Source organism: Pseudomonas sp. St290 (assembly GCF_018325805.1).
GTDB lineage: Bacteria > Pseudomonadota > Gammaproteobacteria > Pseudomonadales > Pseudomonadaceae > Aquipseudomonas > Aquipseudomonas bijieensis.
The window spans coordinates 5248230-5273815 of the sequence record NZ_AP014703.1; the positions used below are offsets into that span (position 1 = coordinate 5248230).

The following is a 25586-nucleotide window of genomic DNA, read 5'->3' on the forward strand; positions in this document are numbered from 1 at the left end:
ATCCGGCCGGTCGACTCCGCCACTTTTTGCCGGTTGTCAGGGAAGTTAATGAACTTGTCAGGGAAGAATAAGCATGGACACACAACAAGCCATCTCACATTTCCTTTACTACCTCGAACACCATCCCGCACTGGCCGGCATCCAGCCCGCCAAGGTGCTGCTCGGCCATACGGCTGACTACGAAGCGCTGACCGGCGCCATCGCCGAACAGGCTGGCAGCTGTTCGCCCTTCCGGTTCAGTGCCATGCGCCTGGACCTTGAATCCACGGAACGCCTGTCCAAGGCCATTGCCGACAGCGATCTGTATATTTTCTTCTACGACTCCTCCACCCTGCCCAACCCTCGACCCGACGGCCCGGACTTTGTCCGCGCACTGCAAGGCGTGATGGCCGAAAACTGGAAGAAATCGCTGCTGTTCAAGGATTACGGCGACTATTTCTACGACACTTTCAGCGTGATTCCCCAGCGTATCGCCGGGCTCAACAGTCACCTGATCCGGCGCATGTCCCAAGCGACGACCCTGAGCTTCCAGGATGACCACGGTTCGTATTTCGACACAGCCCTGGGCAGCGTGAAGAAATGGACCGACATCAACGGCCTCGGCAACTACGACCTGGCCCCCGGCGAAATCGCCACCCACAGCGACACCATCAATGGCCGGGTGAAATTCGTCGGCACATTCCTGAGCACCATCCCGTTCGCACGCAAATACGGTGTGCTGCAATCGCCGCTGGAGCTGTGGATCGAAGACTCCACCATCCAGAAAATCGCCACCGACGTTCCGGGTTTGGAGCACGACTTCAACAAGTACCTGGACGCCAATCCATCCAACCGTCGCATCGAAGAACTGGGAATCGGCACCAACGAAGGGGTCAAGAGCCTGTACGCCCGCAATGCCGGCTTCGAGGAGCGCCATTGCGGCCTGCACCTGGGGCTCGGTGGCGGGGCCAAGGGTAGCCATCACCTGGATCTGATTTTCGAGGGAGGCGTGTTGGCCCTGGATAATGAGCCGATGTTTGATGGGCGGTTTGTGTTGTAGGCTAGTTTAATGGTGGTGCTACTGACGCCATCGCGAGCAGGCTCGCTCCAACAGTTGATCTTCAGTGAATGGGGATACGAGCTCGGCGCCGTCTCATTGTGGGAGCGAGCCTGCTCGCGATGGCGGACTTATTAATACCGCATCACTAAAAGTCAGGTAAAAAAACGGCAACCCAATGGTTGCCGTTTTTTCTTGCCGCGTGCAGCTAGAAACTTACCGCTGCCTCACTCAGGCTTGCGACGCCCAAACCCCGGACGTTGCCCCGAACCCGCCGGTGCCCCGCGGCGCTTGCCCGATGGCGCGTCGCGGTCGACCAGGACGATACCCGGGCGCTTTTTCGGCGCCGGCTTGGCCGGGCGCTTGGTGTCGGCCGGGCGATCGGCCACTGGCGTACCACGACCGGCTGGAGCACCGCGACCTTCACCGCGTTCAGTCCGGCCATTGGCCGGGCGTGGCGTGCGCGGGCCGCGTTCGCCGTCCTGACGTGGCGCCGGCTTGCGGGCCGGGCGTTCACCTTCGATCTGCGGCTCGCGGGAAGGACGCGGGCCGGTCGGCGCACCTTCAGCAGCCGGACGCAGCGTACGCACGCGCTCGGTCTTGCCCATCGGACGCGAAGACTTACGCTGCATCCGCTCCAGCTTGTCCTTGCTCTTGGCGGTCATCTGCGGCATCGCCACCGGCTTGAGGCCCACTTCGGCGGCCAGGATGTCGACTTCGTACTGGCTCATTTCACGCCAGCGGCCCATCGGCAGGTCGGAGTTGAGGAACACCGGGCCGAAACGCACGCGCTTCAAACGGCTGACCACCAACCCCTGGGATTCCCACAGGCGACGCACTTCACGGTTACGGCCTTCCATCACCACGCAGTGGTACCAGTGGTTGAAACCTTCACCGCCGGGCGCCTGCTTGATGTCGGTGAAACGCGCCGGGCCATCTTCCAGCACGACGCCGGCCTTGAGGCGCTCGATCATCTCGTCGTCGACTTCGCCACGTACGCGCACGGCGTATTCGCGGTCCATCTCGTAGGATGGGTGCATCAAACGGTTGGCCAGCTCACCGTCGGTGGTGAACATCAGCAAACCGGTGGTGTTGATGTCCAGGCGACCGATGTTGATCCAGCGGCCTTCTTTCGGACGTGGCATCTTGTCGAACACGGTCGGACGGCCTTCCGGGTCGTCACGGGTGCAGATCTCGCCGTCGGGCTTGTTGTACATGATCACGCGGCGCACCGTTTCGGCGGCCTCTTCACGCTTGATCACCTTGCCATCGATGGTGATGGCATCGTGCATGTCGACACGCAGGCCCAAGGTGGCATCTTTGCCGTTGACCTTGATCCGGCCCTGGGTGATCCAGGCTTCCACGTCGCGGCGCGAACCGACGCCGATACGGGCGAGGACTTTTTGCAGCTTCTCGCCTGCTGGGCCGATTTCCTGGCTGTCGTTCTGGTCTTGGTCTTTCATTCTGGGCACCTCCCGGTGTGGTCGGGCCAGGCACGCGGCCTGACACTTTGAAAACGGGTCTTCGACGAAGGGATCGCCAAAGGGTCGCGAATCATACGCTCGTTGCGGCGATTGCGCATCAAAGACTAGTTGATCGACGCGCGCTTAGCGTTTTTCCGCCGACCGGTGGCTTCCCGTTTGGTGGGGACTTAATGAAGCCCCCTGTGGGAGCCGAGCTTGCTCGCGATGGCGGCGGGTCAGCCTGCATTGATGCTGAATGTTACTCCGTCATCGCGAGCAAGCTCAGCTCCCACAGGAGACGGAGGTGGATCAGCCAGCGTTTCCAAACCAGTTGAATCAGTCGTCGAACTGGCGCCGTTCGTTTTCGATCGCTTCAGCCAGGGCGCGAGCTTCGGCCTCTTCGTCGCTCAGTTCGGGTTCCGGCGGCTGGAGGGCGGCGACAGCGGCCAGCAGTTTTTCCCGAGCTTCGGCAACGCCGAGGATGTCTTCTTCCGGTTCTGGCTCTGGTGCAGGCCCCACCGGGCTATCGGGCTCCGCCAACTCATCCGACTCGCCCTCGAGGCCAGGACCTTCACGCAGCAAGTCGTCGAAATCGGTCTTGAGCCCCTCCTCCATGGTGTCCAGCTCCAGCAACAACGAGTGGAAACTGGTCTCTTCCTTGGGCTCCTCCGGCTCCGCACTGGCGTCGGCCAGCTCCTGTAGGCCCTGGGGTACCGGGACGTCGTCGAACTCCAGCATCGGTTCGGGCTCCAGCTCCCGCAGTTCGGCCAGCGGCGGCAAGTCGTCCAGGTTCTTCAGGTTGAAGTGGTCGAGAAAAGCCTTGGTGGTGGCGAACATCGCCGGTTTGCCCGGTACATCACGATAGCCGACGACGCGGATCCACTCGCGCTCCAGCAGCGTCTTGACGATATGACTGTTGACCGCCACGCCCCGCACATCTTCGATCTCGCCCCGAGTGATCGGCTGGCGATAGGCAATCAATGCCATGGTTTCAAGCATGGCGCGAGAATAACGCTGCGGCCGTTCTTCCCACAGGCGCCCGACCCAGGGCGCGAACTTCTCGCGGATCTGCAGGCGATAACCGGACGCCACTTCCTTGAGCTCGAAAGCCCGCCCCTCGCAGGATTTACCCAAGAGTGTCAGGGCTTTCTTGAACACGGCCGGATCAGGCCGCTCGCCTTCTTCGAAGAGTTCGAACAGCTTTTCCATCGATTGCGGCTTTCCCGAGGCCAACAGGAAAGCTTCAAGCAAGGGGGCCAGCTCGCGGGGTTCAGTCAGATTCATTGATTTGCTCGTTATTCGGCTCGTGCCCGCACGTGGATCGCTGCGAACGGCTCATTCTGCACCAGCTCGACCAAGGATTCCTTGACCAATTCCAGGACCGCCATAAACGTCACCACCACCCCCAAGCGCCCTTCCTCGGCGGTGAACAACTCGACGAACGGCACGAAGCCGCCACCCTTGAGCCGCTCCAGCACATCGCTCATGCGCTCGCGGGTGGACAGCGCTTCACGGCTGACCTGATGACTTTCAAACATATCGCCCCGGCGCAGGACCTCGGCCATGGACATCAGCAACTCTTCCAGGCTCACATCCGGCAGCAACTTGCGCGCCCGCGCCTCGGGGGCATCGAGCTTGGGCACCACCACATCGCGCCCGACCCGGTTCAAACCATCAAGGCCTTCGGCGGCGACCTTGAAGCGCTCGTACTCCTGCAAGCGACGGATCAGCTCGGCGCGCGGGTCGTCTTCTTCCGCTTCGACCTCGGCCGAACGTGGCAGCAGCATCCGCGACTTGATCTCGGCCAGCATGGCCGCCATCACCAGGTACTCCGCCGCCAGTTCCAGGCGCACCGACTGCATCAACTCGACGTAGCCCATGTACTGGCGGGTGATTTCCGCCACGGGGATGTCGAGGATATTGATGTTCTGTTTGCGGATCAGGTACAGCAGCAGGTCGAGCGGGCCCTCGAAGGCTTCGAGGAACACTTCCAGCGCATCCGGCGGAATGTACAGGTCCAGGGGCATTTCCATGACCGCCTGGCCGTAGACCATGGCGAACGGCAGCTCCTGCTGCGCGCCGGCCTGGCTGTCTGCACTGTCCACGACGGTTTCCACGGCGGACATTCAGGCCTCGACCATGAACGGCGTCGGATCGCCACAACCAACGCGCACCACCTGGGGCTCGCCATCGGCCAGGTTGATCACCGTGGACGCCGACATGCCGCCGAAACCACCGTCGATGATCAGGTCCACCTGGTGCTCGAGTATCTGGCGCATCTCATAGGGATCGGTCAACGGCTCGGTCTCACCGGGCATTATCAACGTCACGCTCATCAGCGGCTCGCCCAGCTCCGCCAGCAGCGCCAGGGCGATGGGATGGCTCGGCACCCGCAGGCCGATGGTGCGCTTTTTCGGGTGCAGCAACAGCCGCGGGACTTCCCGGGTGGCGTTGAGAATGAAGGTATACGGCCCTGGCAAATGGGCCTTGAGCAGGCGGAAGGTGCCGGTGTCGATCTTGGCGAACAGGCCCAACTGCGACAGGTCGCTGCAGATCAGCGCGAAGTTGTGCTTGTCGTCCAGTTGACGCAGGCGTCTTACTCGCTCCACGGCATTCTTGTCACCGATCTGGCAACCAATGGCGTAGGCGGAATCGGTGGGATAGATCACCACCCCCCCGCCACGGATGATTTCCACAGCCTGTTTGATCAGGCGCGCTTGCGGGTTTTCCGGATGAATCTGGAAAAATTGACTCACGTGTTCTACCTGTTCAGACGGCGGCGGTAACGGGATCATGTTTGAATCTACACCATAGTGGTGGCAGATCTTCCGGCAACGGGCGGTATTCGCCAATCTCGGACCAGCCCCCAGGGCCATGGAAATCACTGCCGGCGGTGACCAGCAGACCGAACTCACGGGCCAGGATCGCCAGGCTGCCGACCTGCTCGGCAGGCTGATGGCCGTTGACCACCTCGATGGCATGGCCCCCTGCTTGAATATAGTCGGCGACCAGGCGACGGCGCTTGCTGCGGGTGAAATCATAGTGCCAAGGATGTGCCAGGCTGACCCAGGCGCCAGCGGCCCGCAGGGTCTCGACGGTTTCTTCCAGGGTCGGCCAGTGCTGCTTGACGTCCCCCAGCTTGCCGGCGCCCAACCATTTGCGGAACGCTTCGGCGCGATCCTTGACGAAGCCTTCGCGCACCATCCAGTCGGCAAAGTGTGGTCGGGCCGGTGCGTTGCCGCTGTCACCCAGTTCCTGCTGGATCTGCCGGGCACCGTCCAACGCACCGGGCATGCCCTTGAGGGCCAGCTTGCGGCTGATCTCCTCGGAACGCAGCCAGCGCCCGTCGCGCAGTTGTGCGATGGCCTGGACCAACGCTGGCGCATTCACATCGAAACCGTAGCCCAGCACATGGATGGTCGCCCCACCCCAGGTGCAGGACAGCTCGACCCCATTGACCAGCTGCATGCCCAGCGCCGTGGCGGCGCCGCGGGCCTCGTCGAGGCCTTCGAGGGTGTCGTGATCGGTCAGGGCCAGGACTCGCACGCCGTGCTCGAACGCCCGCGCCACCAGAACCGCAGGCGCCAGGGCGCCATCGGAGGCCGTGCTATGGCAGTGCAAATCAACATTCACGAGAGTTTGTTACCTCAAATCAGCTGGCCCTATCGCGGCCAAGGATGTTTGTTATTATGCCGCCACATCCTGCTTCTGGCTGCCACTGTGAAACAATTCATCGACTTCATCCCGCTCCTGCTGTTTTTCATCGTCTACAAACTTGATCCCCGGGCCGTCGACTTCGCCGGTCATTCCTTGACTGTAGGCGGTATTTACAGCGCCACCGCGGTGCTGATCATCAGTTCCCTGGTGGTCTACGGTGCATTGTTCGTATCCCAGCGCAAACTGGAGAAGAGCCAGTGGCTGACGCTGATCGCCTGCCTTGTATTCGGCAGCCTGACCCTGGCCTTCCACAGCGAAACCTTCCTCAAATGGAAAGCTCCGGTGGTCAACTGGCTGTTCGCCCTGGCCTTTATCGGCAGCCACTTCGTCGGTGACCGCCTGCTGATCAAGCGCATCATGGGCCATGCCGTGAGCCTGCCGGACCTGATCTGGACCCGGCTGAACATCGCCTGGATCGCTTTTTTCCTGTTCTGCGGCGCTGCCAACCTGTTCGTGGCGTTCACGTTCCAGGACTACTGGGTCGACTTCAAGGTCTTCGGTAGCCTGGGCATGACGCTGTTGTTCCTGATTGGCCAGGGTATCTACCTGTCCCGTCACCTGCACGATGCAGACCCCACCACGCCAAAAACCGAGGACTGACATGCTCTACGCAATCATTGCTACCGACGTCGCCAACTCCCTGGAAAAACGCCAGGCCGCTCGTCCCGCGCACTTGGAGCGCCTGCAAAAACTCCAGGCCGAAGGCCGCGTCGTGCTGGCCGGCCCGCACCCGGCGGTGGACAGCAATGACCCGGGCGCCGCAGGTTTCAGTGGCAGCCTGATGGTAGTCGAGTTCGACTCCCTGGCTGCGGCACAAGCCTGGGCCGAGGCCGACCCGTTCGTTGCGGCCGGCGTCTACGCCAATGTCGTGGTCAAGCCATTCAAGCAGTCCATGCCGTAACCCCCCTGACGCGATGAGCCTTCGCGGCTCATTGCGCTCAATTGCTCATTTTTCTCGTTTGCCTGCCGACAACCTGTCCAATCTCGATTGGAATTCAGGAGTTGCAATGCGCAAAGGTCCGTTGTGCCTGTTATTGGTCACATTGGCGGTCGGGGCACCCGCCCATGGCGAGGAGAGCACCGATGCCAATCATTCGACCCCCTTGTCCCTGAGCGCCGGCGGCCAGATCGCCGAACTGCAGCAACGCTTGAAAGACAGCGAACGCCAGCGCGAAGAACTGAGCAAACAATTGCAAAGCGCCGACAGCGAACGCGAGAGCGCATTGCTGGCCCGGCTGCGCCAGGAGAACCAGCGCCTGAAGCTGCAACTCAAGGAAGCCCAGGCAAGCCCCCTGCCTCGCCTGTTGACCGATCAACAGCAATGGTTTGTCATTGGCGCCGGGGTAGCGCTATTGGCCCTGCTCTGCGGTATCTTTGCCAGCGGTGGACGTAGACAACGTCGGCAATGGCTAAATTGAGTGAGTCATGAGCGAGCTGTTACTGATAGACGATGACCAGGAGCTGTGCGAGCTCCTCGTAAGTTGGTTGAGCCAGGAAGGTTTTCAGGTTCGCGCCTGCCACGACGGCCAGAGTGCCCGCAAGGCCCTGGCCGAAACCGCCCCGGCGGCGGTGGTATTGGATGTGATGCTGCCCGACGGCAGCGGCCTGGAACTGCTCAAGCAGCTGCGCAACGATCACCCGGAGCTGCCGGTGCTGATGCTCTCGGCCCGTGGCGAACCGCTGGACCGCATCCTTGGCCTCGAACTGGGGGCCGACGATTACCTGGCCAAACCCTGCGACCCACGAGAACTGACCGCCCGCCTGCGCGCCGTGCTACGCCGCAGCCACCCGGCGGCGGTGTCCAGCCAGATCGAACTGGGTGACCTGACCTTCAGCCCGGTGCGTGGTGTGGTCAGCATCGATGAACAGGAACAGACCCTCACCGTGTCCGAAAGCCGCCTGCTCGAAGCGTTGCTCAAGCAGCCGGGCGAACCCCTGGACAAGCAGGAACTGGCGCAGATCGCCCTGGGCCGCAAGCTGACCCTGTACGACCGCAGCCTCGACATGCACGTGAGCAACCTGCGCAAGAAAATCGGCCCCCACCCCGACGGCCGCCCGCGCATCGTGGCCCTGCGTAGCCGTGGCTATTACTACAGCCTCTAGAGATTGTGGCTGCTATTACAGCCCTAGAGGCTGTGAGCACTGTTACAGCCCGTAGAGGCTTTTGTGGCGAGGGAGCTTGCTCCCGCTCGGTTGCGCAGCAACCGCAAAAGCTTGGGGCCGCTGCGCAGCCCAGCGGGAGCAAGCTCCCTCGCCACAGGGTGTTGTGTCCCCCTGCAGATTTGTCAGCTCCACACCAAACCGTCTTTACCCAAGCTTTACCCACCCCTGACCGCCGCTGACCTTGATCTCCGTAATCTGCACACATCCGGAACTGACCGGGAATGAGACAAGGAGATACCCCATGCGCAAGACCCTTATCGCTCTGATGTTCGCTGCCGCCCTGCCCACCGTCGCCATGGCCATGCCTGGAGACGCCGGCCCGATGGGTCCGATGGATGGCCCGCGTCACGGCGGCATGATGCACGACAAAGGTCCGTTCAGCGAACTGAACCTGAGCCGTGAACAACGCCAGCAGATCCGCCAGATCATGGGCGAACAGCGCCACGAACGCCGCGAGTTGGTAGAGAAATACCTGGCCAAACTGTCACCAGCCGACCAGAAAGCCATGCAAGATGAAATGGAAGCGCGGCACCAGAAAGTCGACGCCCAGATCCGCAGCTTGCTCAAGCCTGAACAGCAAAAAGAGTTCGACGCGATCCAGAAGAAGCAAGCCGAGCGTCGCGCCGAGTGGGCCGAGTTCAAGGCCTGGAAAGCGCAACAGCCGCAAAAAGCGCAATAATGCACTGAAGCTCCCCAGCCCAACGGCGGATCGCCGTTGGGCTTTCTTTGTTTTCGAGGATTGACCGTGCGTTCATTGTTCTGGCGCATCCTGGCCAGTTTCTGGCTGGCCATCGCCCTGGTTGCAGGACTTTCGATCCTGATGGGCCACATGTTGAACCAGGACGCCTGGATCCTCAGCCGCCACCCGGGCCTCAATACCCTGCCCGAAGAGTGGACACAAACCTACGAAAGCCAGGGCGAGGACGCGGCACAGGACATCCTGCAACAGCGCAAGCGCCAGTATCACATCGATGTCCAGGTGTTCAACGAAAGCGGCGACCCGGTGGTACGCGGCACCTTCCCCCATCGCGCCGCGGCCTTCGAAGCTCGACAGAATGACAACGACCGACGCCTGCCCTGGCGGCGACTGACCGACGAATTCACCAGCGCCAAAACCGGCGACACTTACCTGTTCATCTACCGCATTCCCCATCCCGAACTGGACGCCTGGCACCGCGACAGCCTGCTCTGGCCCCTCAGTGCACTGGGGATCGCGCTGGTGGTACTGACCCTGTTCAGTCTGCTGGTGACGCTCTCCATCACTCGCCCGCTGAGCCGTCTGCGCGGCGCGGTGCATGACCTGGGCCAAGCCGCCTATCAGCAGAACAGCCTCGCCAAGCTGGCCAATCGGCGGGACGAGTTCGGCGTACTGGCCACCGACTTCAACCGCATGGGCGCACGCCTGCAAAGCTTGATCGGGAGCCAACGGCAACTGTTGCGAGACGTGTCCCACGAACTGCGCTCCCCCCTGGCCCGGCTGCGCATTGCCCTGGCATTGGCTGAGCGGGCCAGCCCCGAGGAGCGCGAAAAACTCTGGCCGCGCCTGACCCGCGAATGCGATCGCCTCGAAGCGCTGATCAGCGAAATCCTGGTATTGGCCCGGGTCGATGCCGATAACGCCAGCGCCGAAGAGGTGGAACTCAACGGCTTGCTGGTTACCCTGCAAAAAGATGCGCAACTGGCTTCACCGGAACAAACCGTGCACCTCGAAACCGAGGCAGACCTGACCCTCAAGGGCTGGCCGACCATGATCGAGCGAGCGGTGGACAACCTGCTGCGCAACGCCCAGCGCTTCAATCCCGCCGGGCAACCCATCGAGATGCGCGCGCTGCGCCAGGGCGAACGGATCCTGATCAGCGTGCGCGACCACGGCCCTGGCGTGGAGGCCGAGCACCTGGGGCAATTGGGTGAACCGTTCTTCCGCGCCCCCGGCCAGACCGCCGCCGGCCATGGCCTGGGCCTGGCGATCGCCCGCCGTGCCGCCGAACGTCATGGCGGCGCGCTGGTGCTGGACAATCATTCCCAAGGCGGTTTCATTGCGACACTGGAGTTGCCGTTGGTACCGGGAGCGGTTGTCCAGCCATAACTCCGCAGATGAAAGCCAGTCCCACTGTGGGAGCAAAGCTTGCTCGCGAAACAGGCGCCTCAATTTCTGATAGACCGCATCACCTTCATCGCGGGCAAGCCTTGCTCCCACATAGCGGTATAACTTTGCTCGTCACAACGGATCCTTGAGTGAGCAGTACTTTCCTCTCTCACATCGAAGCGGCTCTCCAACCAACCAAACGATAATTCCTCTTATTCAAACAGCCCCGCCCTGTTAGACTTTGCGCCCTCGTTTTCACTCATTTCCCAGGTCGCCCGATGCCGTCGTTGCCTCTTCGTTTATGTGCACTGTTCATGGCCCTGGGCCTGAGTGCCTGCGATGATGCCCCGCGTTTTACCCAGGCCGAACCGGGTGAAGCCCGTTCCGGTGGCGCCGCGACGGTACGCAAGAGCGATCAGAACGCCTTCTCCCTGCCCTCGGCCAACCTGCCGCCCTCACGACGCGTGGACTTCAGCGTCGGCAACAGTTTCTTCCGCAGCCCCTGGGTGATCGCCCCCTCGACCACCACCGCCCGGGACGGCCTCGGGCCCTTGTTCAACACCAACGCCTGCCAGAACTGCCATATCAAGGACGGCCGCGGCCACCCGCCAGCGCCGGACGCGACCAGCGCGGTATCGATGCTGGTACGCCTGTCGATTCCCGATGCGCCGCCTTACGCCAAGCTCATCGAACAATTGGGCGTGGTGCCGGAACCGGTCTACGGTGGGCAGTTGCAGGACATGTCCGTGCCCGGCGTCGCCCCCGAAGGCAAGGTGCGGGTCGATTACACGCCGGTCCCGGTGCGCTTCAAGGACGGCACCGTCGTGGAGCTGCGCAAGCCGAACCTGCGGATCACCCAACTGGCCTATGGGCCAATGCACCCGGACACGCGTTTTTCCGCCCGCGTCGCCCCGCCGATGATCGGCCTGGGGTTGCTCGAGGCCATTCCCGACGAAGCCATCCTGGCCAACGCCGAGGCCCAGGCGCGGGAGAAAAACGGCGTCGCCGGCCGCCCCAACCAGGTCTGGGACGATGCCCAGCAAAAAACCGTACTGGGGCGTTTCGGCTGGAAGGCCGGCCAGCCCAATCTCAACCAACAGAACGTCCACGCGTTCTCCGGCGACATGGGCCTGACCACCAGCCTGCGACCGTTCGACGATTGCACCGAGAGCCAAGTCGACTGCAAGCGGGCGCCCAGCGGCAACGGCCCGGACGGCGAACCGGAAGTGAGCGACAACATCCTGCGACTGGTGCTGTTCTATAGCCGCAACCTCGCCGTACCGGCACGCCGCGAGGTGAACTCGCCCCAGGTGCTGGCGGGCAAGAATCTGTTTTTCCAGGCCGGCTGCCAGTCTTGCCACACACCCAAATACACCACCGCCGCCAACGCCGCCGAACCGGAGCTGGCCAACCAGGTCATCCGCCCCTACACCGACCTGCTGCTGCACGACATGGGCGAAGGCCTGGCCGACAACCGCAGCGAATTCAAGGCCAGCGGCCGTGACTGGCGAACCCCGCCGCTGTGGGGCATCGGCTTGACCGAAACCGTCAACGGCCACACCCAGTTCCTGCATGACGGTCGTGCCCGTGACTTGCTCGAAGCCGTGCTATGGCATGGCGGCGAAGCACAAGCGGCGCAGCGCCAGGTTTTATCGTTCAATGCCGAGCAGCGCGCCGCGTTGCTGGCCTTTCTGAATTCCCTTTAAACGCCTTTTCCAGAAGTGGGAGCACGACATGTTCCGTCCCAAGCTGTTGTTCACCAGCCTCGCCGCCATCGCCCTTGGCGCCTGTTCGCCCCAGGATCCGCAAGCCGTCACCTCGGCAGCCATCGCCAAGCAAGTGATCCTGCCGACCTACAGCCGTTGGGTCGATGCCGACCGGCAACTGGCGAGCAGCGCCCTGGCGTTCTGCCAAGGCAAGGAAAACCTGGAAACTGCCCGCGCAGACTTCCTTAAGGCGCAAAAAGCCTGGGCCGAGCTGCAACCGCTGCTGATCGGTCCGCTGGCCGAGGGCAACCGCGCCTGGCAGGTGCAGTTCTGGCCGGACAAGAAAAACCTGGTGGGCCGCCAGGTCGAGCAACTGGTCAACAGCGAGCCACAGATCGACGCCGCCGGCCTGGCCAAGTCCAGCGTCGTGGTCCAGGGCCTCTCGGCCTATGAATACCTGCTGTTCGACGCCAAGATCGACATGGCCGACAGTGCGCAAAAAGCCAAGTACTGCCCACTGCTCACCGCCATCGGCGAACGCCAGAAACAACTGGCCGAAGAGATCCTGTCGCGCTGGAACACCAACGACGGCATGCTCGCCCAGATGAGCAAGTTCCCCAACCAGCGCTACGCCGATTCTCACGAGGCCATCGCCGACCTGCTGCGTGTGCAGGTCACCGCCCTGGACACGCTGAAGAAGAAGCTCGGCACGCCGATGGGCCGCCAGAGCAAAGGCGTACCCCAACCGTTCCAGGCCGATGCCTGGCGCAGCCAGTCGTCGTTGCAAGGCCTGGAGGCCAGCCTGAGCGCGGCCAGGACCGTCTGGGCCGGCGTGGACAACAAGGGCCTGCGCGGCCTGCTGCCAAGCGACCAGAAGCCACTGGCCGACAAGATCGATGCCGCCTACGATGCCTCGTTGAAATTGTTCGCCAGCAGCCAGCGCTCGTTGACCGAAATGCTCAACGACGATGCCGGGCGCCAGCAACTCAACGATTTGTATGACAGCCTCAACGTCGTCCATCGCCTGCACGAAGGCGAACTGGCCAAGGCGCTGGGCATTCAACTGGGCTTCAACGCCAACGACGGTGACTGATCATGTTTCGACGTCAGGTCCTGGCACTGGGCAGCTTGCTGCTCGGCGCCGTTACCCTGGGCGGCTGGACGCTGTTCAAGCAAAAGGACAAGAGTCCGCTACTGCTTTCGGCACGGGACGATGGCGACGGCAAGCACTACGCCGTCGGCTATCGACTGGACGGCACGCGGGTGTTCGCCACCCAGGTCGGCCAGCGTTGCCATGACATCATCAACCATCCGACACTGCCGATTGCGCTGTTCGTCGCCCGTCGTCCAGGCACCGAAAGCTATCTGATCGATCTGCGCGACGGGTCGCTGCTGCAAACCATCACCTCGTTGCCGAACCGGCATTTCTATGGCCACGCGGTGATCCACAAAAGCGGCGAGTGGCTGTATGCGACCGAGAACGACACCACCGACCCGGGACGCGGGCTGTTGGGCGTATACCGTTTCGAAGGCGAGCGACTGGTACACAGCGGCGAGATCTCCACCCATGGCATCGGTCCTCACCAGGTGTCATGGATGCCCGATGGCGAAACGCTGGTGATCGCCAACGGCGGCATTCGCACCGAGGCCGAAAGCCGGGTCGAAATGAACCTCGACGCCATGGAGCCGAGCCTGGTGCTGATGCAACGCGATGGCACCCTGCTGAGCAAGGAAACCCTCGCCCAGTCGATGAACAGCGTGCGCCACCTGGGCATAGCCAGCGACGGCACCATCGTCTCCGGCCAGCAGTTCATGGGCGCTGCCCACGAGTCGTCGGAACTGGTGGCGATCAAGCGGCCGGGCCAACCGTTCCAGGCGTTCCCGGTGCCTGAAGAGCAATTGCAGGCCATGGGGCACTACACCGCCAGCGTCGCCGTGCACAGCGACTTGCGCCTGGTGGCCCTGACCGCCCCTCGTGGCAACCGCTTCTTCATCTGGGACCTGGACAGTGGCGACGTACGCCTGGACGCACCGCTGCCGGACTGCGCCGGCGTAGGCGCGGTGGCCGATGGTTTCGTCGTGACGTCGGGCCAAGGACGCTGCCGCTATTACGATTGCCGACAGACACAACTGGTTGCAAAACCACTGGATCTACCGGCAGGGCTCTGGGACAACCATTTGCATCTGGCCTGAGCCAGGGAGCGAAGCGCATCGGCGCCGAGCTCCCTGATTTTTCGGAAAAATCCCACGCATTGCCAGCCCGCCAGCATCTGGAATACCCCGCACACTCGGAGTAATGTGCCCGCCTATCTGTATTTTCCCTCAGCTCTTTTCCAAGGAAGTGGAACATGCTGCGACGCCGCATGCTGATCATGTTGGGTGTTGTCCTGCTGGTGGTGCTGTTGCTCGCCGGCTACAAGGCCTTCTCCGTCTACCAGCAGATCCAGATGTTTTCTGCCCCCAAACCACCGGTCAGCGTTGCCGTAGCCACGGCCGCCCAGCAACCCTGGGAGGCTCGCCTGCCCACCGTTGGCAGCCTCAAGGCGCTGCAAGGCGTGGACCTGAGCCTGGAAACTGCCGGGACCGTGCAGAAGGTGCAATTCCAGTCCGGGCAGAAGGTCAAGGCCGGCCAGCCACTCCTGCAACTGGACAGCGACGTCGAAAGCGCCCTGCTGGAAACCGCCGAGGCCGACCTTGGCCTGTCGCAACTGGATTTCGGTCGCGGCCGACAACTGGTGGGCAGCCAGGCGATCTCCAAGGGCGAGTTCGACCGGCTCTCGGCGCAACTGAAAAAAAACCAGGCCACGGTCAATCAACTCAAGGCGTCACTGGCCAAGAAACACATCCTGGCGCCGTTCAGCGGCACCATCGGCATTCGCCAGGTGGACGTCGGCGACTACCTGGCCAGCGGCACGGTGATCGCCACCCTGCAAGACCTCAGCAGCCTTTATGTGGACTTCTACGTCCCTGAGCAAACCGTGCCCAGGCTCGCCGTTGCCCAACCGGTCAACGTCAGCGTCTCGGCCTATCCCGGGCAGAACTTCGTCGGCACCATCAGCGCGATCAACCCCAAGGTCGAGGACAGCACCCGCAACGTATTGGTGCGCGCCACCCTGGCCAACCCCGACGGCAAGCTGCTGCCCGGCATGTTCGCCAACCTGCAGGTGATCCTGCCGGAGGTGGCCGCCGGAATCGTCGTGCCGGAAAGCGCCGTGACCTACACCCTCTACGGCAACTCCATGTACGTGGTAAGCCAGAAGAAAGCCGCCGACGGCAATATCGAGAAAGACGACAAGGGCCAGCCGGTCCTGATCGCCGAACGGCGCTTCGTTGAAACCGGCGAACGACGTGACGGCCAAGTGCTGGTTTCCAAAGGCGTGCAGAGTGGCGAACAAGTCGTGATCGCCGGCCAGATCAAACTCGACAACGGTACGCCCATCGCCATCAGCGACGACAAGACCCTGACCGAACAGAACAGCCCGCCGCGCGCGGACTGATCAAGGAACCCTCATGGCTTTTACCGATCCATTCATCCGCCGTCCGGTGCTCGCCACCGTGGTCAGCCTGTTGATCGTGCTGCTGGGCTTCCAGGCCTGGAGCAAGTTGCCCTTGCGCCAGTATCCGCAAATGGAGAACGCCCTGATCACGGTGACCACCGCCTACCCCGGGGCCAACGCCGAAACCATCCAGGGCTACATTACCCAGCCGATGCAGCAAAGCCTGGCCAGCGCCGAGGGCATCGACTACATGACCTCGGTCAGTCGCCAGAATTTCTCGGTGATTTCGGTCTACGCCCGTATCGGCTCCAACAGCGACCGGCTCTTTACCGAACTGCTGGCCAAGGCCAACGAGGTCAAGAACCAGTTGCCCCAGGACGCCGAGGACCCCGTTCTCAGCCGCGAGGCCGCCGACGCCTCGGCACTGATGTACATCAGCTTCTTCAGCAAGGAACTGAACAACCCGCAGATCACCGACTACCTGTCACGGGTGGTCCAGCCCAAACTGGCGACGCTGCCGGGCATGGCCGAGGCGGAGATCCTCGGCAACCAGGTCTTCGCCATGCGCCTGTGGCTGGACCCGGTCAAGCTCGCCGGCTTCGGCCTGACCGCCGCCGACGTGACCAATGCCGTGCGCCAGCACAACTTCCTCTCCGCTGCCGGTGAAGTGAAAGGCGAGTATGTGGTCACCAGCATCAACGCCAATACCGAACTCAAGTCCGCCGAGGCCTTCGCCGCGATCCCGCTCAAGACCGACGGCGACAGCCGCGTGTTGCTGCGAGACGTGGCCCGCGTGGAAATGGGCGCCGAGAACTACGACACCATCAGTTCCTTTGGTGGCACGCCTTCGGTGTACATCGGGATCAAGGCCACGCCCGGCGCGAACCCGCTGGATGTGATCAAGGAAGTGCGCAAGATCATGCCGGACATGGAGGCCCAGCTCCCGACCAACCTCAAGGCCGAGATCGCCTACGACGCCACCCTGTTCATCCAGGCCTCCATCGACGAAGTGGTGAAAACCCTGTTCGAGGCGGTGCTGATCGTCATCGTCGTGGTGTTCCTGTTCCTCGGGGCCCTGCGTTCGGTGGTCATCCCGGTGGTGACCATCCCGCTGTCGATGATCGGCGTGATGTTCTTCATGCAGTTGATGGGCTACTCGATGAACCTCCTGACACTGCTGGCCATGGTGCTCGCCATCGGCCTGGTGGTGGACGACGCCATCGTGGTGGTGGAGAACATTCACCGGCACATCGAGGAAGGCAAGACCCCGTTCGACGCCGCGATAGAAGGTGCCCGGGAAATTGCCATGCCGGTGGTCTCGATGACCATCACCCTGGCGGCGGTGTATGCACCGATCGGCCTGCTCCAGGGCCTGACGGGCGCTTTGTTCAAGGAGTTCGCATTGACCCTGGCCGGGGCGGTGGTGATCTCCGGGATCGTCGCCCTGACCCTGTCGCCGATGATGTGCGCCATGCTCCTGCGCCACGATGAGAACCCCTCGGGTCTGGCTCATCGGCTGGACACGGTCTTCGAACGCTTGAAGAGCCGTTACCAGCGCATGCTTCACGGCACTCTCAACACCCGGCCGGTGGTGCTGGTGTTCGCGGTGATCGTCCTGCTGCTGATTCCGGTGCTGATCATGTTCACCAAGTCCGAACTGGCCCCCGACGAGGACCAGGGCATCATTTTCATGATGGCCAACGCCCCGCAGCCAACCAACCTCGACTACCTGAACACGTACACCGATCACTTCATTACCATCTTCAAGGAGTTCCCGGAGTACTACTCCTCGTTCCAGATCAATGGCTACAACGGCGTGCAATCGGGCATCGGCGGCTTCCTGCTCAAGCCCTGGAACGAACGCAGCCGCACCCAGATGGAAATCCTGCCAGAGGTCCAGGCCAAGCTGGAAAGCGTGCCTGGCTTGCAGATCTTCGGTTTCAACCTGCCTTCGCTGCCAGGCACCGGCGAAGGCTTGCCGTTCGCGTTCGTCATCAACTCGCCGAAGGACTACGCGACGCTGCTGGAGATTGCCGACCGGGTCAAAAAGCGTGCATTGGAGTCCGGCAAGTTCGCCTTCATGGACATTGACCTTGCGTTCGACAAGCCAGAAGTCGTGGTGGATATCGATCGCGCCAAGGCTGCCCAGATGGGCGTTTCGATGCAGGACCTGGGTGGCACCCTGGCGACACTGTTGGGTGAAGCCGAGATCAACCGCTTCACCCTCGAGGGGCGCAGCTACAAGGTCATTGCCCAGGTCGAGCGTCCTTTCCGGGACAACCCGGATTGGTTGAACAACTACTACGTGAAAAATGCCAAGGGTGAATCGCTACCGCTGTCGACCCTGATCAAGGTCAGCGACCGGGCGCGACCGCGACAACTGAACCAGTTCCAGCAACTCAATGCGGTGACGATTTCAGGCTTCCCCATCGTGAGCATGGGCGAGGCCATCGAGACCGTCCGCCAGATCGCCCGGGAGGAGGCCCCGGTAGGGTTCGCCTTCGATTACGCCGGGGCTTCGCGCCAATTCGTACAGGAGGGCAGCGCGTTGTGGGTGACCTTTGCCCTGGCCCTGGCAATCATCTTCCTGGTGCTGGCCGCGCAGTTCGAAAGCTTCCGGGACCCGCTGGTGATCCTGGTGACAGTGCCACTGTCGATTTGCGGCGCCTTGATTCCGCTGTTCCTCGGCTGGTCGAGCATGAACATCTACACCCAGGTGGGCCTGGTGACGCTGATTGGCCTGATCAGCAAGCACGGGATCCTGATCGTCGAATTCGCCAACCAGCTGCGCAGGGAGCAGAACCTGACGCCGCGCGAAGCCGTGGAACAAGCCGCGTCGATTCGTCTGCGACCGGTGCTGATGACCACTGCGGCAATGGTGTTCGGCATGGTGCCGCTGATCCTCGCCACGGGCGCCGGGGCTGTGAGCCGTTTCGACATCGGTACGGTGATCGCTACCGGGATGTCGATTGGCACCCTGTTCACGCTGTTCGTGTTGCCCTGCGTCTACACGCTGCTGGCCAAGCCGGACAAGGCCTGAAGTGGACACCTGTGGCGAGGGATACTGTGGGAGCAAGGCTTGCCCGCGATGAAGGTGATGCGGTCTTCCAGGAATCGGGGCGGGCGTTTCGCGAGCAAGCTTTGCTCCCACAATCCAACGGGGACAAATCCTCTCGCCACAATGGTTTTTCTGCAGTCAGAAAATAAAGGCCTCGCACAAGCGAGGCCTTTATTTTGGCTTCATGTCTCTCAACTTTGCGGCCTCATCCCCTGGGAAAGGCTGAACATGAACAGCAGCAGATCATTGTCCGGTCGGATCGCCTCGCTGGCCTTTGCCACGCGCGGCAAAGGGCAATGCGCATCAGCATTCGAAGCACTGAGGATCTGCGAGCGTGGCTGTTCCCACACAGCCACCGCCATCGATGCAACTGCCAGGGCTCCGACTAAAAACAAACCTCTAGCAATTTCTAGTTTCATCGCTATAAACCTTTGATAGCGCTGCCAAACGCCGCCTCATAAAAGTAGACGAGTTTTTTCCAATCGGCATCGCTGAACGACGAATGGCGCCGCAGCTGCTTGAGGTCATGGGACGCGGCACGCTGGGCGGTCAGGCGCTGGCGACACTTTTCAAAATCGAGCAAAGCCACTTCGGCCTTGGCCGCCTCACCTTCTCCGGTCACGCGCACAAAGACGTGCTTGATGTAGATACAGCCATGTTGCCAACGCCCCTTGTGCATGCGGGCCAGGTTTTGCGCCAGTGCCAGGAGGATTTGATCATGCACCGCTTCGCCATGACGCTCGCGACCACCTGCGGCATACCAGTGCTCGATCTCTTCAAACCCTTCCAGCGCTTGGGTCACTAGCAGCGCGCGCCACTTGTGAATCGGGTCCCGCTGGGCGCCACAGAAAATGAGTTTGGGGACACGGACACCCAGACGGGTCAACGCCAGGAGTGCGTCTTGCTCCCGCAGCACGGTCGGTCTACCGAACGGGTGCAGCCAACTGCGATAAATATGGCCGGTCTGACGCTTGGCATAAAGCAGCTTGCCGTCCTTGCTCTTGATTCGTTGCACACCGCTTTCACCGCCGCGACGCACATTGGGTTCTTCCACCCATTCACCCTGCTGACTCCAGAAATGTTCGAAGTCGTCGAGCAGAATCGTTGATGTCCCTGCTACCTGTACACCCATGCCCTTACCTCTTGCGTAATACATAAACTCGCCACATGGCATAGAGCGGTAGAAAATCCAGTCGTTCCTGAATGCGAAACCCTGCCTGCCGAAACTCATCCTCTACTGTAGCAACCGGTAACACAAATCGATTCTGGTAGCCTTTTTGCCCACGAGTACGTTCCTGCCGCTTGCGTTTCCAGGCCTTGAAATTGCCATCGACCCATAATGAAACGATCACGCTATCACGGGTAACGCGCTCGAATTCCTTAAGAATCGCCAGTCGATGCGCGGGTTCACCGATGTGGTGCAGCAGGCGCATGCAAAAAATGCTGTCAACGGCGCTATCAGGTAAAGCAATGTCGAACGCAGAAGTGTGCAAGGGTTGTACCCGTTTCACCACATCGGCCGGTTGAGACTCCAATGCGGTCTTGAGCATGGCTTCGGAATTGTCCGCGCCGATGATGACCCGATTCGGTTTTTCGGCCAACAAGGGCCAGAAACGCCCGGCACCGCACGGCAGGTCCAACACCAAGCCCGGGTCGCCCACGAGCGCTAACGCACGCCGGGCCAGTTGTTGATCTCTCAGGTTGGAGAGACGGCGACTCACACCGCTGCGATGCTTGTGAAAATATTTTCGAGCATGCTTCTCGTCGTACTTTTCGGAAAAATCGAGCTTGATGGGTTTGGACATTGAGGGGGGACTCCATTTCTGATCACCCCACCTTATGAATCGGTTTGTCATCTATTTGTGAAAACAACGTCATGTAAACACCGCAAATATTTACAAGATTTTTCCAAGCCAAGCACTCACCCCTGCGCAGTCAAGGCCACTTCGAAATGGCAACCGTTGGGTTCCATCGTGCTGAGGCTTACCGTCCAACCCTGGTTCTCACAAATCCGTTGCACCAGTGACAGCCCCAAGCCAAGCCCCTCGCCGCGTTTTTCGTTGCCGCGTACAAACGGCTCGAACATCGCCTCGCGCTTCTCCTCCGGGATGCCCACACCGCTGTCCTCGACCACGAATCCGGTGGAGGTCAACGAGAGGCGGATGAAACCCTGGTCGGTGTAGTGCAAGGCGTTTCGCAGCAGGTTACCCATGACGGCGGTCAGGAAGGTGGCGTTATACAGGGTGTCGAGGGTTTGCCCCGGCTCGAAGATCAGCGTCAAGCCTTTGGATTCGATGGGACCACGCCACACCCCGAGGAGGTTTTCAGCCACTTGGGCAAGGGCCAGTCGAGGTGACATGCCGTTGTCTTCACGCTCTGCCCTGGCGAGCATCAAGAAGGTTTGCACCAGCTCACGCATTTCTTCACTGGCCCGGTTAATGCGCTCGACCTGTGTGCGGCCGCGCTGATCCAGGGCCGGGTTTTCCAGCAGCAGTTCGCAGGAGGTCGCCAGGACCATCAACGGCGTGCGCAACTCGTGGCTTACGTCGCTGGTGAACAACCGCTCGCGCGTCAAGGCTTGGCGCAACCGCCCCAGTGTCGCGTCGAACGCCACGGCCAGTTCGCCCACTTCATCGGCGGCGTAATCCGGCGCCAGCGGCGGGGCGAGGCCGAGGAGCTGATCGCGATGACGCACTTGCCGGGCCAGGCGAACCACCGGCGCCATCACCCGGCGTGCCAGGACCCAGCCCAGAAATACCGCCAGTGCCAGGCTGAGCACAAAGCCCACCAGCACCACGGCGAACAACACCCGTTCGCGCTCTTCGAAGTCGCTCTGGTCTTGCAGCAACACGTAGTGCCGACCGTCCACGATCTCGACCATGGCGTGATACGACAACTGTTCGCGAAACACCTCGTGGAAACCACGCTCCAGATGCCGAAGGTCCTTGGGCAACTCGAAGTCGCCCGGGCCGCCGCTGAAATAAAACAACTGGTCGGGTTCCGGGCGATGGTTCCAGTCCGAGACGCTGTCCATCAGCAGCAGGCGTTGCAGATCGCCCCCAAGCCCGGCGGAAATCAGCTTTTCCTCCACCAGGTGGACCGTCGCCACGATGCCCATGGCGAATGCCCCGGCCACCAACGCGCTCATCAGCGCAAAAGCGATGATGATCCGTTGGGCAAGGCTCTGCTTAAACTCCATCTCGGCCCTCGGCCAAGCGATAACCCACGCCGTGCACGGTGTGCAACAGCGGCTTGTCGAACGGTTTGTCGATCACCTGGCGCAGTTGGTGGACATGGCTGCGCAGACTGTCGCTGTCCGGGCAATCATCGCCCCACAGCGCTTCCTCGAGGATTTCCCGGCGCAGCACGTGGGGGCTTTTCTGCATCAATACCGCCAGCAGCTTCAGGCCTACGGGGTTGAGCTTGAGCAGCTTGCCTTCACGGGTCACTTCGAGGGTGTCGAGGTCGTAACTCAGGTCGCCCACCTGCAAGGCACGCCGACCACCGCCCTGGGCACGACGCATGACGGCTTCGATCCGCGCGGCCAGTTCCGACAAGGCGAAAGGCTTGATCAAGTAATCGTCGGCACCGGATTTGAAGCCCTGCAGACGATCGTCCAACTGATCCCGGGCGGTGAGCATGATCACCGGCGTATCGAGCCGGGCGTCTTCGCGCAGGCGCTTGCACAGGGTATAGCCGTCGATGCCTGGCAGCATGATGTCGAGCACGATCAAGTCGTAGTGTTCGGTAGCAGCCAGGTGCAACCCCGACAATCCGTCCTGGGCACAATCGACGGTATAGCCCTTGAGCCCCAGGTAATCGGCCAGATTGGCCAGGATGTCGCGGTTGTCTTCAACCAATAGAATTCGCATGGGCATCTCCTGCGTATACGGTTAACGGCCATCTTGGCCCGCGCAGCTTACGGCCAATGCCGATTCAGGGCTAGGGCTGGAGGCTGCGGAAAATCGACACCTACCACCCATCAGTTTTTTATAGTTTTTTCACTATCGATTCACACCCTGACTACAGTGAAGGAGCAACACTCTCGCGCTATCGGATTGATATATAAGGAAAGTAGTAAATGGACTTTATCAAAGCAGCGCCCATGCGCTTTCTGCTGTTGATCACCAGCGCCTGGCTGGTGGTGTTTCTCCTGACCCGAACCTTTCTACTGCTCACTCACTTGGATGAGGCTGGAGGTGTCGCGTTTTCCGTGTTTGGCACCGGCTTGCTGTATGACCTAGGGTTTCTTGCCTATGCAATTTTGCCGATGGGGCTGTATTTGCTGCTTTGCCCTCCGGCCCTATGGCGTCGTCGCGGTCACCGCTGGTTTCTTCGGGGGCTGCTGACAGTCAGCGTATTCGTCATGTTGTTCACCGCCGTCGCCGAATGGCTGTTCTGGGATGAATTCGGCGTGCGTTTCAACTTCATCGCTGTCGACTACTTGGTCTATTCCGATGAAGTGCTGAACAACGTGCTGGAATCGTACCCAATCGGCACCCTGCTGACGATTCTCGCGGTACTGGCCGTGGGATTGAGCCTGGCTTTGGGCAAACCGTTCAATGCAGCGCTGGCCGCGCCATTGCCACCCTTGCGCGGGCGCCTGCTCAGTGCATCAGGCCTGCTGGCTGTCGCGGCCCTGAGCTTGCAATTGCTCAGCCAGGATGCGCCACGCGCTCAGGGCGGCAATGCCTATCGGAACGAACTGGCGAGCAACGGCCCGTATCAGTTCTTCGCGGCGTTTCGTAACAACGAACTGGACTATGAACAGTTCTACAGCCACTTGGCCCCGGCCACCGTCGCCCAGCAGATACGTGCCGAACTGAGCGAGCCCCATGCGCGCTTCATCGGTGAGGATCCGCAGGATATCCGCCGAATGATCGACAACCCCGGCACCGCCCGTACACCGAACATCGTGCTGGTGACCATCGAAAGCCTCAGCGCCAAATACCTGGGCAGCAATGGTGACCAACGCAACTTGACACCCAATCTGGACGCCTTGCGCCAACAGAGCCTGTACTTCAATAATTTCTACGCTACGGGCACCCGCACCGACCGAGGCCTGGAAGCCATCACCCTGGCTATTCCGCCTACCCCGGGACGCTCGATCGTCAAGCGCATTGGCCGGGAAAGCGGCTTCGCCAGCCTTGGCCAGCAATTGAACGCAGTCGGCTACGACAGTGTGTTTGTGTACGGCGGGCGCGGTTACTTCGATAACATGAACGCGTTTTTCAGCGGCAATGGCTATCGGGTCGTCGATCAAAGCAGCGTCGATGAATCCGAGATCCACTTCAAGAATGCATGGGGCATGGCCGACGAGGATCTGTACACACAGACGTTGAAACTGGCCGATAGCAATTACGCCAGGCAACAGCCATTCTTATTGCAGTTGATGACCACGTCCAATCACCGTCCCTACACCTATCCGGATAATCGGATCGACATCAAGTCCGGCAATGGCCGTGATGGGGCAGTGAAATACACCGATTACGCCATTGGTCAGTTTCTGGAACAGGCACGGCAAAAACCGTGGTTCGATAACACGATCTTCGTTTTCGTGGCCGACCATACCGCCGGCAGCGCCGGCAAGGAAGACCTACCGATCAGCAATTATCAGATCCCGCTGTTCATCTACGCGCCGAAGCTGATCGAGCCGCGGGAAAGCGGCCAGTTGGCCAGCCAGATCGATCTCGCACCCACCTTGCTCGGTTTGCTGAACATGGATTACCAGTCGACGTTCTTCGGTCGCAATCTGCTACAGGACAACCCGTTGCCGCCCCGCGTCGTCGTAGGCAATTATCAACATCTGGGCCTGTTCGACGGCAAGGATCTGGCAATCCTCAGTCCACGCCAAGGCCTGCGACGGCATGACGATGCGCTGACCGAAAGTCGCGAATCCCGGGCAGATAACACAGACCCTCTGATCAGTCGCGCCATTACGTATTACCAAACCGCCAGTTATGGCTTCAAGCAACAGCTGCTTGGCTGGAGAACACCCAAGGAGGGTGTCGAGCAAGTCAGCGAACGTTAATCGAACTGCCCCAGGCTGATGCCCTGGGGCGCTTTCTTGGTTCAGGATCTGTCATGTCATCAAGCGTTCTACGCCCTACCCCTCGCCCGCTGAACTTCTGGTTGTGCCTCGCCATTCCCGCCGTTGCGGCAATTACGCTGGTTTTGTTGGAGTGGACCGATCTGGACATGGATTTGGCCCGATTGTTCTATGACCCGGCCATCGGCGACTTCATCGGGCGCCACAGCTACTTTCTGGAAAACATCCTCCATGACCGGGCAAAACAAGTCGTCATCGCCTTTTCCGTCCTGGCGATCCTCGGGTTTATCAGTTCGTTTTTCGTCGCCCGGCTCAAGCCATTCAAACGCGAACTGGGTTGCCTGGTGCTGTCCCTGGCCCTGGCCACATCCTTCGTCACACCGATGAAAGCGGTGACGGCGGTGCAATGCCCCTGGAGTTTGAAGGAGTTCGGAGGCAAGGAAACCTACAGTGAGCTGCTAAGCCCACGCCCGGCCACGGACAAACCCGGCCGATGCTGGCCCGGCGGTCATGCCGCCACCGGGTTCACCTTGTTTGCGCTGTTTTTCGTGCTGCGCGACCGCCGCCCACGCCTGGCCCGCCAGGCCCTGGTACTCGCCTTCACGCTGGGAACGGTGTTTTCCCTGGGGCGGATGATGCAAGGGGCGCATTTCTTTTCCCACAACGTGTGGACAGCGGTGTTCTGTTGGCTGATTTGCCTGGGGTGTTACTACTACATCCTGTACCGACCGGCCTCTACATCTGAGCGTGTGGCCGTCACTCATCCCGTCAATGCCTGAAAGCCCCCGGACAAACCCTGTGGGAGCAAAGC

24 protein-coding genes are annotated in these 25586 nt (G+C 61.2%); 14 read left to right on the forward strand and 10 right to left on the reverse strand.

Annotated features, from left to right (window positions below; translation table 11 throughout):
* Positions 1 to 73 precede the first annotated feature (73 nt).
* Entirely contained in the window at positions 74 to 1039 is a 966-nt protein-coding gene (locus PBDP_RS22845) for a M29 family metallopeptidase (RefSeq protein WP_212801366.1), read from the forward strand.
* Between the two features lie 224 nt (positions 1040 to 1263).
* Here PBDP_RS22845 and rluB read toward each other — a convergent pair whose 3' ends face one another.
* From rluB to PBDP_RS22870, 5 genes are all read right to left on the reverse strand, one after another.
* The gene (gene rluB / locus PBDP_RS22850; RefSeq protein WP_109753884.1) at positions 1264 to 2499 is read right to left on the reverse strand and encodes a 23S rRNA pseudouridine(2605) synthase RluB; all 1236 of its coding nucleotides are present in this window, start codon (positions 2497 to 2499) and stop codon (positions 1264 to 1266) included.
* 336 nt (positions 2500 to 2835) lie between these two features.
* Positions 2836 to 3783 (reverse strand): SMC-Scp complex subunit ScpB, encoded by a 948-nt coding sequence (gene scpB, locus PBDP_RS22855; protein ID WP_116833301.1) that lies wholly within the window; start codon positions 3781 to 3783, stop codon positions 2836 to 2838.
* A gap of 11 nt (positions 3784 to 3794) precedes the next feature.
* On the reverse strand, positions 3795 to 4625 hold the full coding sequence (locus PBDP_RS22860; protein WP_109753882.1) for a segregation and condensation protein A: 831 nt from the start codon (positions 4623 to 4625) through the stop codon (positions 3795 to 3797).
* Positions 4626 to 5255 (reverse strand): L-threonylcarbamoyladenylate synthase, encoded by a 630-nt coding sequence (locus tag PBDP_RS22865; RefSeq protein WP_109753881.1) that lies wholly within the window; start codon positions 5253 to 5255, stop codon positions 4626 to 4628.
* A gap of 13 nt (positions 5256 to 5268) precedes the next feature.
* Entirely contained in the window at positions 5269 to 6132 is an 864-nt protein-coding gene (locus PBDP_RS22870) for a PHP domain-containing protein (RefSeq protein WP_109753880.1), read from the reverse strand.
* 87 nt (positions 6133 to 6219) lie between these two features.
* Here PBDP_RS22870 and PBDP_RS22875 point away from each other — a divergent pair, with 87 nt between their 5' ends.
* The 11 genes from PBDP_RS22875 to PBDP_RS22925 all read left to right on the forward strand — a co-directional run bounded on the left by PBDP_RS22875 (position 6220) and on the right by PBDP_RS22925 (position 18708).
* The gene (locus PBDP_RS22875; protein WP_109753879.1) at positions 6220 to 6816 is read left to right on the forward strand and encodes a septation protein A; all 597 of its coding nucleotides are present in this window, start codon (positions 6220 to 6222) and stop codon (positions 6814 to 6816) included.
* A gap of 1 nt (position 6817) precedes the next feature.
* Entirely contained in the window at positions 6818 to 7117 is a 300-nt protein-coding gene (locus PBDP_RS22880) for a YciI family protein (RefSeq protein ID WP_109753878.1), read from the forward strand.
* A gap of 106 nt (positions 7118 to 7223) precedes the next feature.
* Entirely contained in the window at positions 7224 to 7634 is a 411-nt protein-coding gene (locus PBDP_RS22885) for an SH3 domain-containing protein (RefSeq protein WP_109753877.1), read from the forward strand.
* A gap of 7 nt (positions 7635 to 7641) precedes the next feature.
* Positions 7642 to 8319, forward strand: coding sequence for a response regulator transcription factor (locus tag PBDP_RS22890; protein ID WP_003178772.1), 678 nt, complete (start codon positions 7642 to 7644; stop codon positions 8317 to 8319).
* Between the two features lie 301 nt (positions 8320 to 8620).
* Positions 8621 to 9058: a Spy/CpxP family protein refolding chaperone gene (locus tag PBDP_RS22895; RefSeq protein ID WP_109753875.1), complete on the forward strand. Its 438-nt coding sequence runs from the start codon at positions 8621 to 8623 to the stop codon at positions 9056 to 9058.
* A 66-nt stretch (positions 9059 to 9124) separates the two neighbouring features.
* Entirely contained in the window at positions 9125 to 10465 is a 1341-nt protein-coding gene (locus PBDP_RS22900) for a sensor histidine kinase (RefSeq protein ID WP_109753874.1), read from the forward strand.
* 278 nt (positions 10466 to 10743) lie between these two features.
* Entirely contained in the window at positions 10744 to 12171 is a 1428-nt protein-coding gene (locus PBDP_RS22905) for a di-heme oxidoreductase family protein (RefSeq protein ID WP_212801367.1), read from the forward strand.
* A gap of 28 nt (positions 12172 to 12199) precedes the next feature.
* Entirely contained in the window at positions 12200 to 13264 is a 1065-nt protein-coding gene (locus PBDP_RS22910; protein ID WP_116833304.1) for an imelysin family protein, read from the forward strand.
* Positions 13265 to 13266: 2 nt separating this feature from the next.
* Positions 13267 to 14364, forward strand: coding sequence for a DUF1513 domain-containing protein (locus PBDP_RS22915; protein WP_109753871.1), 1098 nt, complete (start codon positions 13267 to 13269; stop codon positions 14362 to 14364).
* A 155-nt stretch (positions 14365 to 14519) separates the two neighbouring features.
* Entirely contained in the window at positions 14520 to 15668 is a 1149-nt protein-coding gene (locus PBDP_RS22920; protein WP_163857065.1) for an efflux RND transporter periplasmic adaptor subunit, read from the forward strand.
* Between the two features lie 13 nt (positions 15669 to 15681).
* On the forward strand, positions 15682 to 18708 hold the full coding sequence (locus tag PBDP_RS22925) for a multidrug efflux RND transporter permease subunit (RefSeq protein WP_109753869.1): 3027 nt from the start codon (positions 15682 to 15684) through the stop codon (positions 18706 to 18708).
* Between the two features lie 209 nt (positions 18709 to 18917).
* On the opposite strand, the gene PBDP_RS22930 is transcribed toward PBDP_RS22925, so the two are convergent.
* The 5 genes from PBDP_RS22930 to colR all read right to left on the reverse strand — a co-directional run bounded on the left by PBDP_RS22930 (position 18918) and on the right by colR (position 22598).
* Positions 18918 to 19145, reverse strand: a complete 228-nt coding sequence (locus tag PBDP_RS22930) for a hypothetical protein (protein WP_109753868.1) — start codon at positions 19143 to 19145, stop codon at positions 18918 to 18920.
* Positions 19146 to 19147: 2 nt separating this feature from the next.
* Positions 19148 to 19858 carry a lipopolysaccharide kinase InaA family protein gene (locus tag PBDP_RS22935; RefSeq protein ID WP_109753867.1) on the reverse strand — a complete coding sequence of 237 codons (711 nt, stop codon included), beginning with the start codon at positions 19856 to 19858 and terminating at the stop codon, positions 19148 to 19150.
* A gap of 4 nt (positions 19859 to 19862) precedes the next feature.
* Entirely contained in the window at positions 19863 to 20531 is a 669-nt protein-coding gene (locus PBDP_RS22940) for a class I SAM-dependent methyltransferase (RefSeq protein WP_212801368.1), read from the reverse strand.
* Positions 20532 to 20647: 116 nt separating this feature from the next.
* Positions 20648 to 21925 (reverse strand): sensor histidine kinase, encoded by a 1278-nt coding sequence (locus tag PBDP_RS22945; RefSeq protein ID WP_116833306.1) that lies wholly within the window; start codon positions 21923 to 21925, stop codon positions 20648 to 20650.
* Positions 21915 to 22598, reverse strand: coding sequence for a two-component system response regulator ColR (gene colR, locus PBDP_RS22950; RefSeq protein WP_109753864.1), 684 nt, complete (start codon positions 22596 to 22598; stop codon positions 21915 to 21917). The genes PBDP_RS22945 and colR overlap by 11 nt, the downstream gene beginning before the upstream one ends.
* Positions 22599 to 22807: 209 nt before the next feature.
* Here colR and PBDP_RS22955 point away from each other — a divergent pair, with 209 nt between their 5' ends.
* On the forward strand, positions 22808 to 24757 hold the full coding sequence (locus PBDP_RS22955; RefSeq protein ID WP_212801369.1) for an LTA synthase family protein: 1950 nt from the start codon (positions 22808 to 22810) through the stop codon (positions 24755 to 24757).
* Between the two features lie 53 nt (positions 24758 to 24810).
* Positions 24811 to 25554 carry a phosphatase PAP2 family protein gene (locus tag PBDP_RS22960; RefSeq protein WP_212801370.1) on the forward strand — a complete coding sequence of 248 codons (744 nt, stop codon included), beginning with the start codon at positions 24811 to 24813 and terminating at the stop codon, positions 25552 to 25554.
* Positions 25555 to 25586: the final 32 nt, after the last annotated feature.

What these genes read in the sequence shown, in the direction of transcription:
- PBDP_RS22925 (WP_109753869.1), top strand. Translation starts at nt 15,682, where the DNA reads ATGGCTTTTACCGATCCATTCATCCGCCGTCCGGTGCTCGCCACCGTG.
- scpB (WP_116833301.1), bottom strand. Translation starts at nt 3,783, where the DNA reads ATGAATCTGACTGAACCCCGCGAGCTGGCCCCCTTGCTTGAAGCTTTC.
- PBDP_RS22915 (WP_109753871.1), top strand. Translation starts at nt 13,267, where the DNA reads ATGTTTCGACGTCAGGTCCTGGCACTGGGCAGCTTGCTGCTCGGCGCC.
- PBDP_RS22895 (WP_109753875.1), top strand. Translation starts at nt 8,621, where the DNA reads ATGCGCAAGACCCTTATCGCTCTGATGTTCGCTGCCGCCCTGCCCACC.
- PBDP_RS22960 (WP_212801370.1), top strand. Translation starts at nt 24,811, where the DNA reads ATGTCATCAAGCGTTCTACGCCCTACCCCTCGCCCGCTGAACTTCTGG.
- PBDP_RS22930 (WP_109753868.1), bottom strand. Translation starts at nt 19,145, where the DNA reads ATGAAACTAGAAATTGCTAGAGGTTTGTTTTTAGTCGGAGCCCTGGCA.
- PBDP_RS22935 (WP_109753867.1), bottom strand. Translation starts at nt 19,858, where the DNA reads ATGGGTGTACAGGTAGCAGGGACATCAACGATTCTGCTCGACGACTTC.
- PBDP_RS22845 (WP_212801366.1), top strand. Translation starts at nt 74, where the DNA reads ATGGACACACAACAAGCCATCTCACATTTCCTTTACTACCTCGAACAC.
- PBDP_RS22880 (WP_109753878.1), top strand. Translation starts at nt 6,818, where the DNA reads ATGCTCTACGCAATCATTGCTACCGACGTCGCCAACTCCCTGGAAAAA.
- PBDP_RS22885 (WP_109753877.1), top strand. Translation starts at nt 7,224, where the DNA reads ATGCGCAAAGGTCCGTTGTGCCTGTTATTGGTCACATTGGCGGTCGGG.
- rluB (WP_109753884.1), bottom strand. Translation starts at nt 2,499, where the DNA reads ATGAAAGACCAAGACCAGAACGACAGCCAGGAAATCGGCCCAGCAGGC.
- PBDP_RS22860 (WP_109753882.1), bottom strand. Translation starts at nt 4,625, where the DNA reads ATGTCCGCCGTGGAAACCGTCGTGGACAGTGCAGACAGCCAGGCCGGC.
- PBDP_RS22940 (WP_212801368.1), bottom strand. Translation starts at nt 20,531, where the DNA reads ATGTCCAAACCCATCAAGCTCGATTTTTCCGAAAAGTACGACGAGAAG.
- PBDP_RS22905 (WP_212801367.1), top strand. Translation starts at nt 10,744, where the DNA reads ATGCCGTCGTTGCCTCTTCGTTTATGTGCACTGTTCATGGCCCTGGGC.
- PBDP_RS22945 (WP_116833306.1), bottom strand. Translation starts at nt 21,925, where the DNA reads ATGGAGTTTAAGCAGAGCCTTGCCCAACGGATCATCATCGCTTTTGCG.
- PBDP_RS22910 (WP_116833304.1), top strand. Translation starts at nt 12,200, where the DNA reads ATGTTCCGTCCCAAGCTGTTGTTCACCAGCCTCGCCGCCATCGCCCTT.
- colR (WP_109753864.1), bottom strand. Translation starts at nt 22,598, where the DNA reads ATGCGAATTCTATTGGTTGAAGACAACCGCGACATCCTGGCCAATCTG.
- PBDP_RS22955 (WP_212801369.1), top strand. Translation starts at nt 22,808, where the DNA reads ATGGACTTTATCAAAGCAGCGCCCATGCGCTTTCTGCTGTTGATCACC.
- PBDP_RS22920 (WP_163857065.1), top strand. Translation starts at nt 14,520, where the DNA reads ATGCTGCGACGCCGCATGCTGATCATGTTGGGTGTTGTCCTGCTGGTG.
- PBDP_RS22890 (WP_003178772.1), top strand. Translation starts at nt 7,642, where the DNA reads ATGAGCGAGCTGTTACTGATAGACGATGACCAGGAGCTGTGCGAGCTC.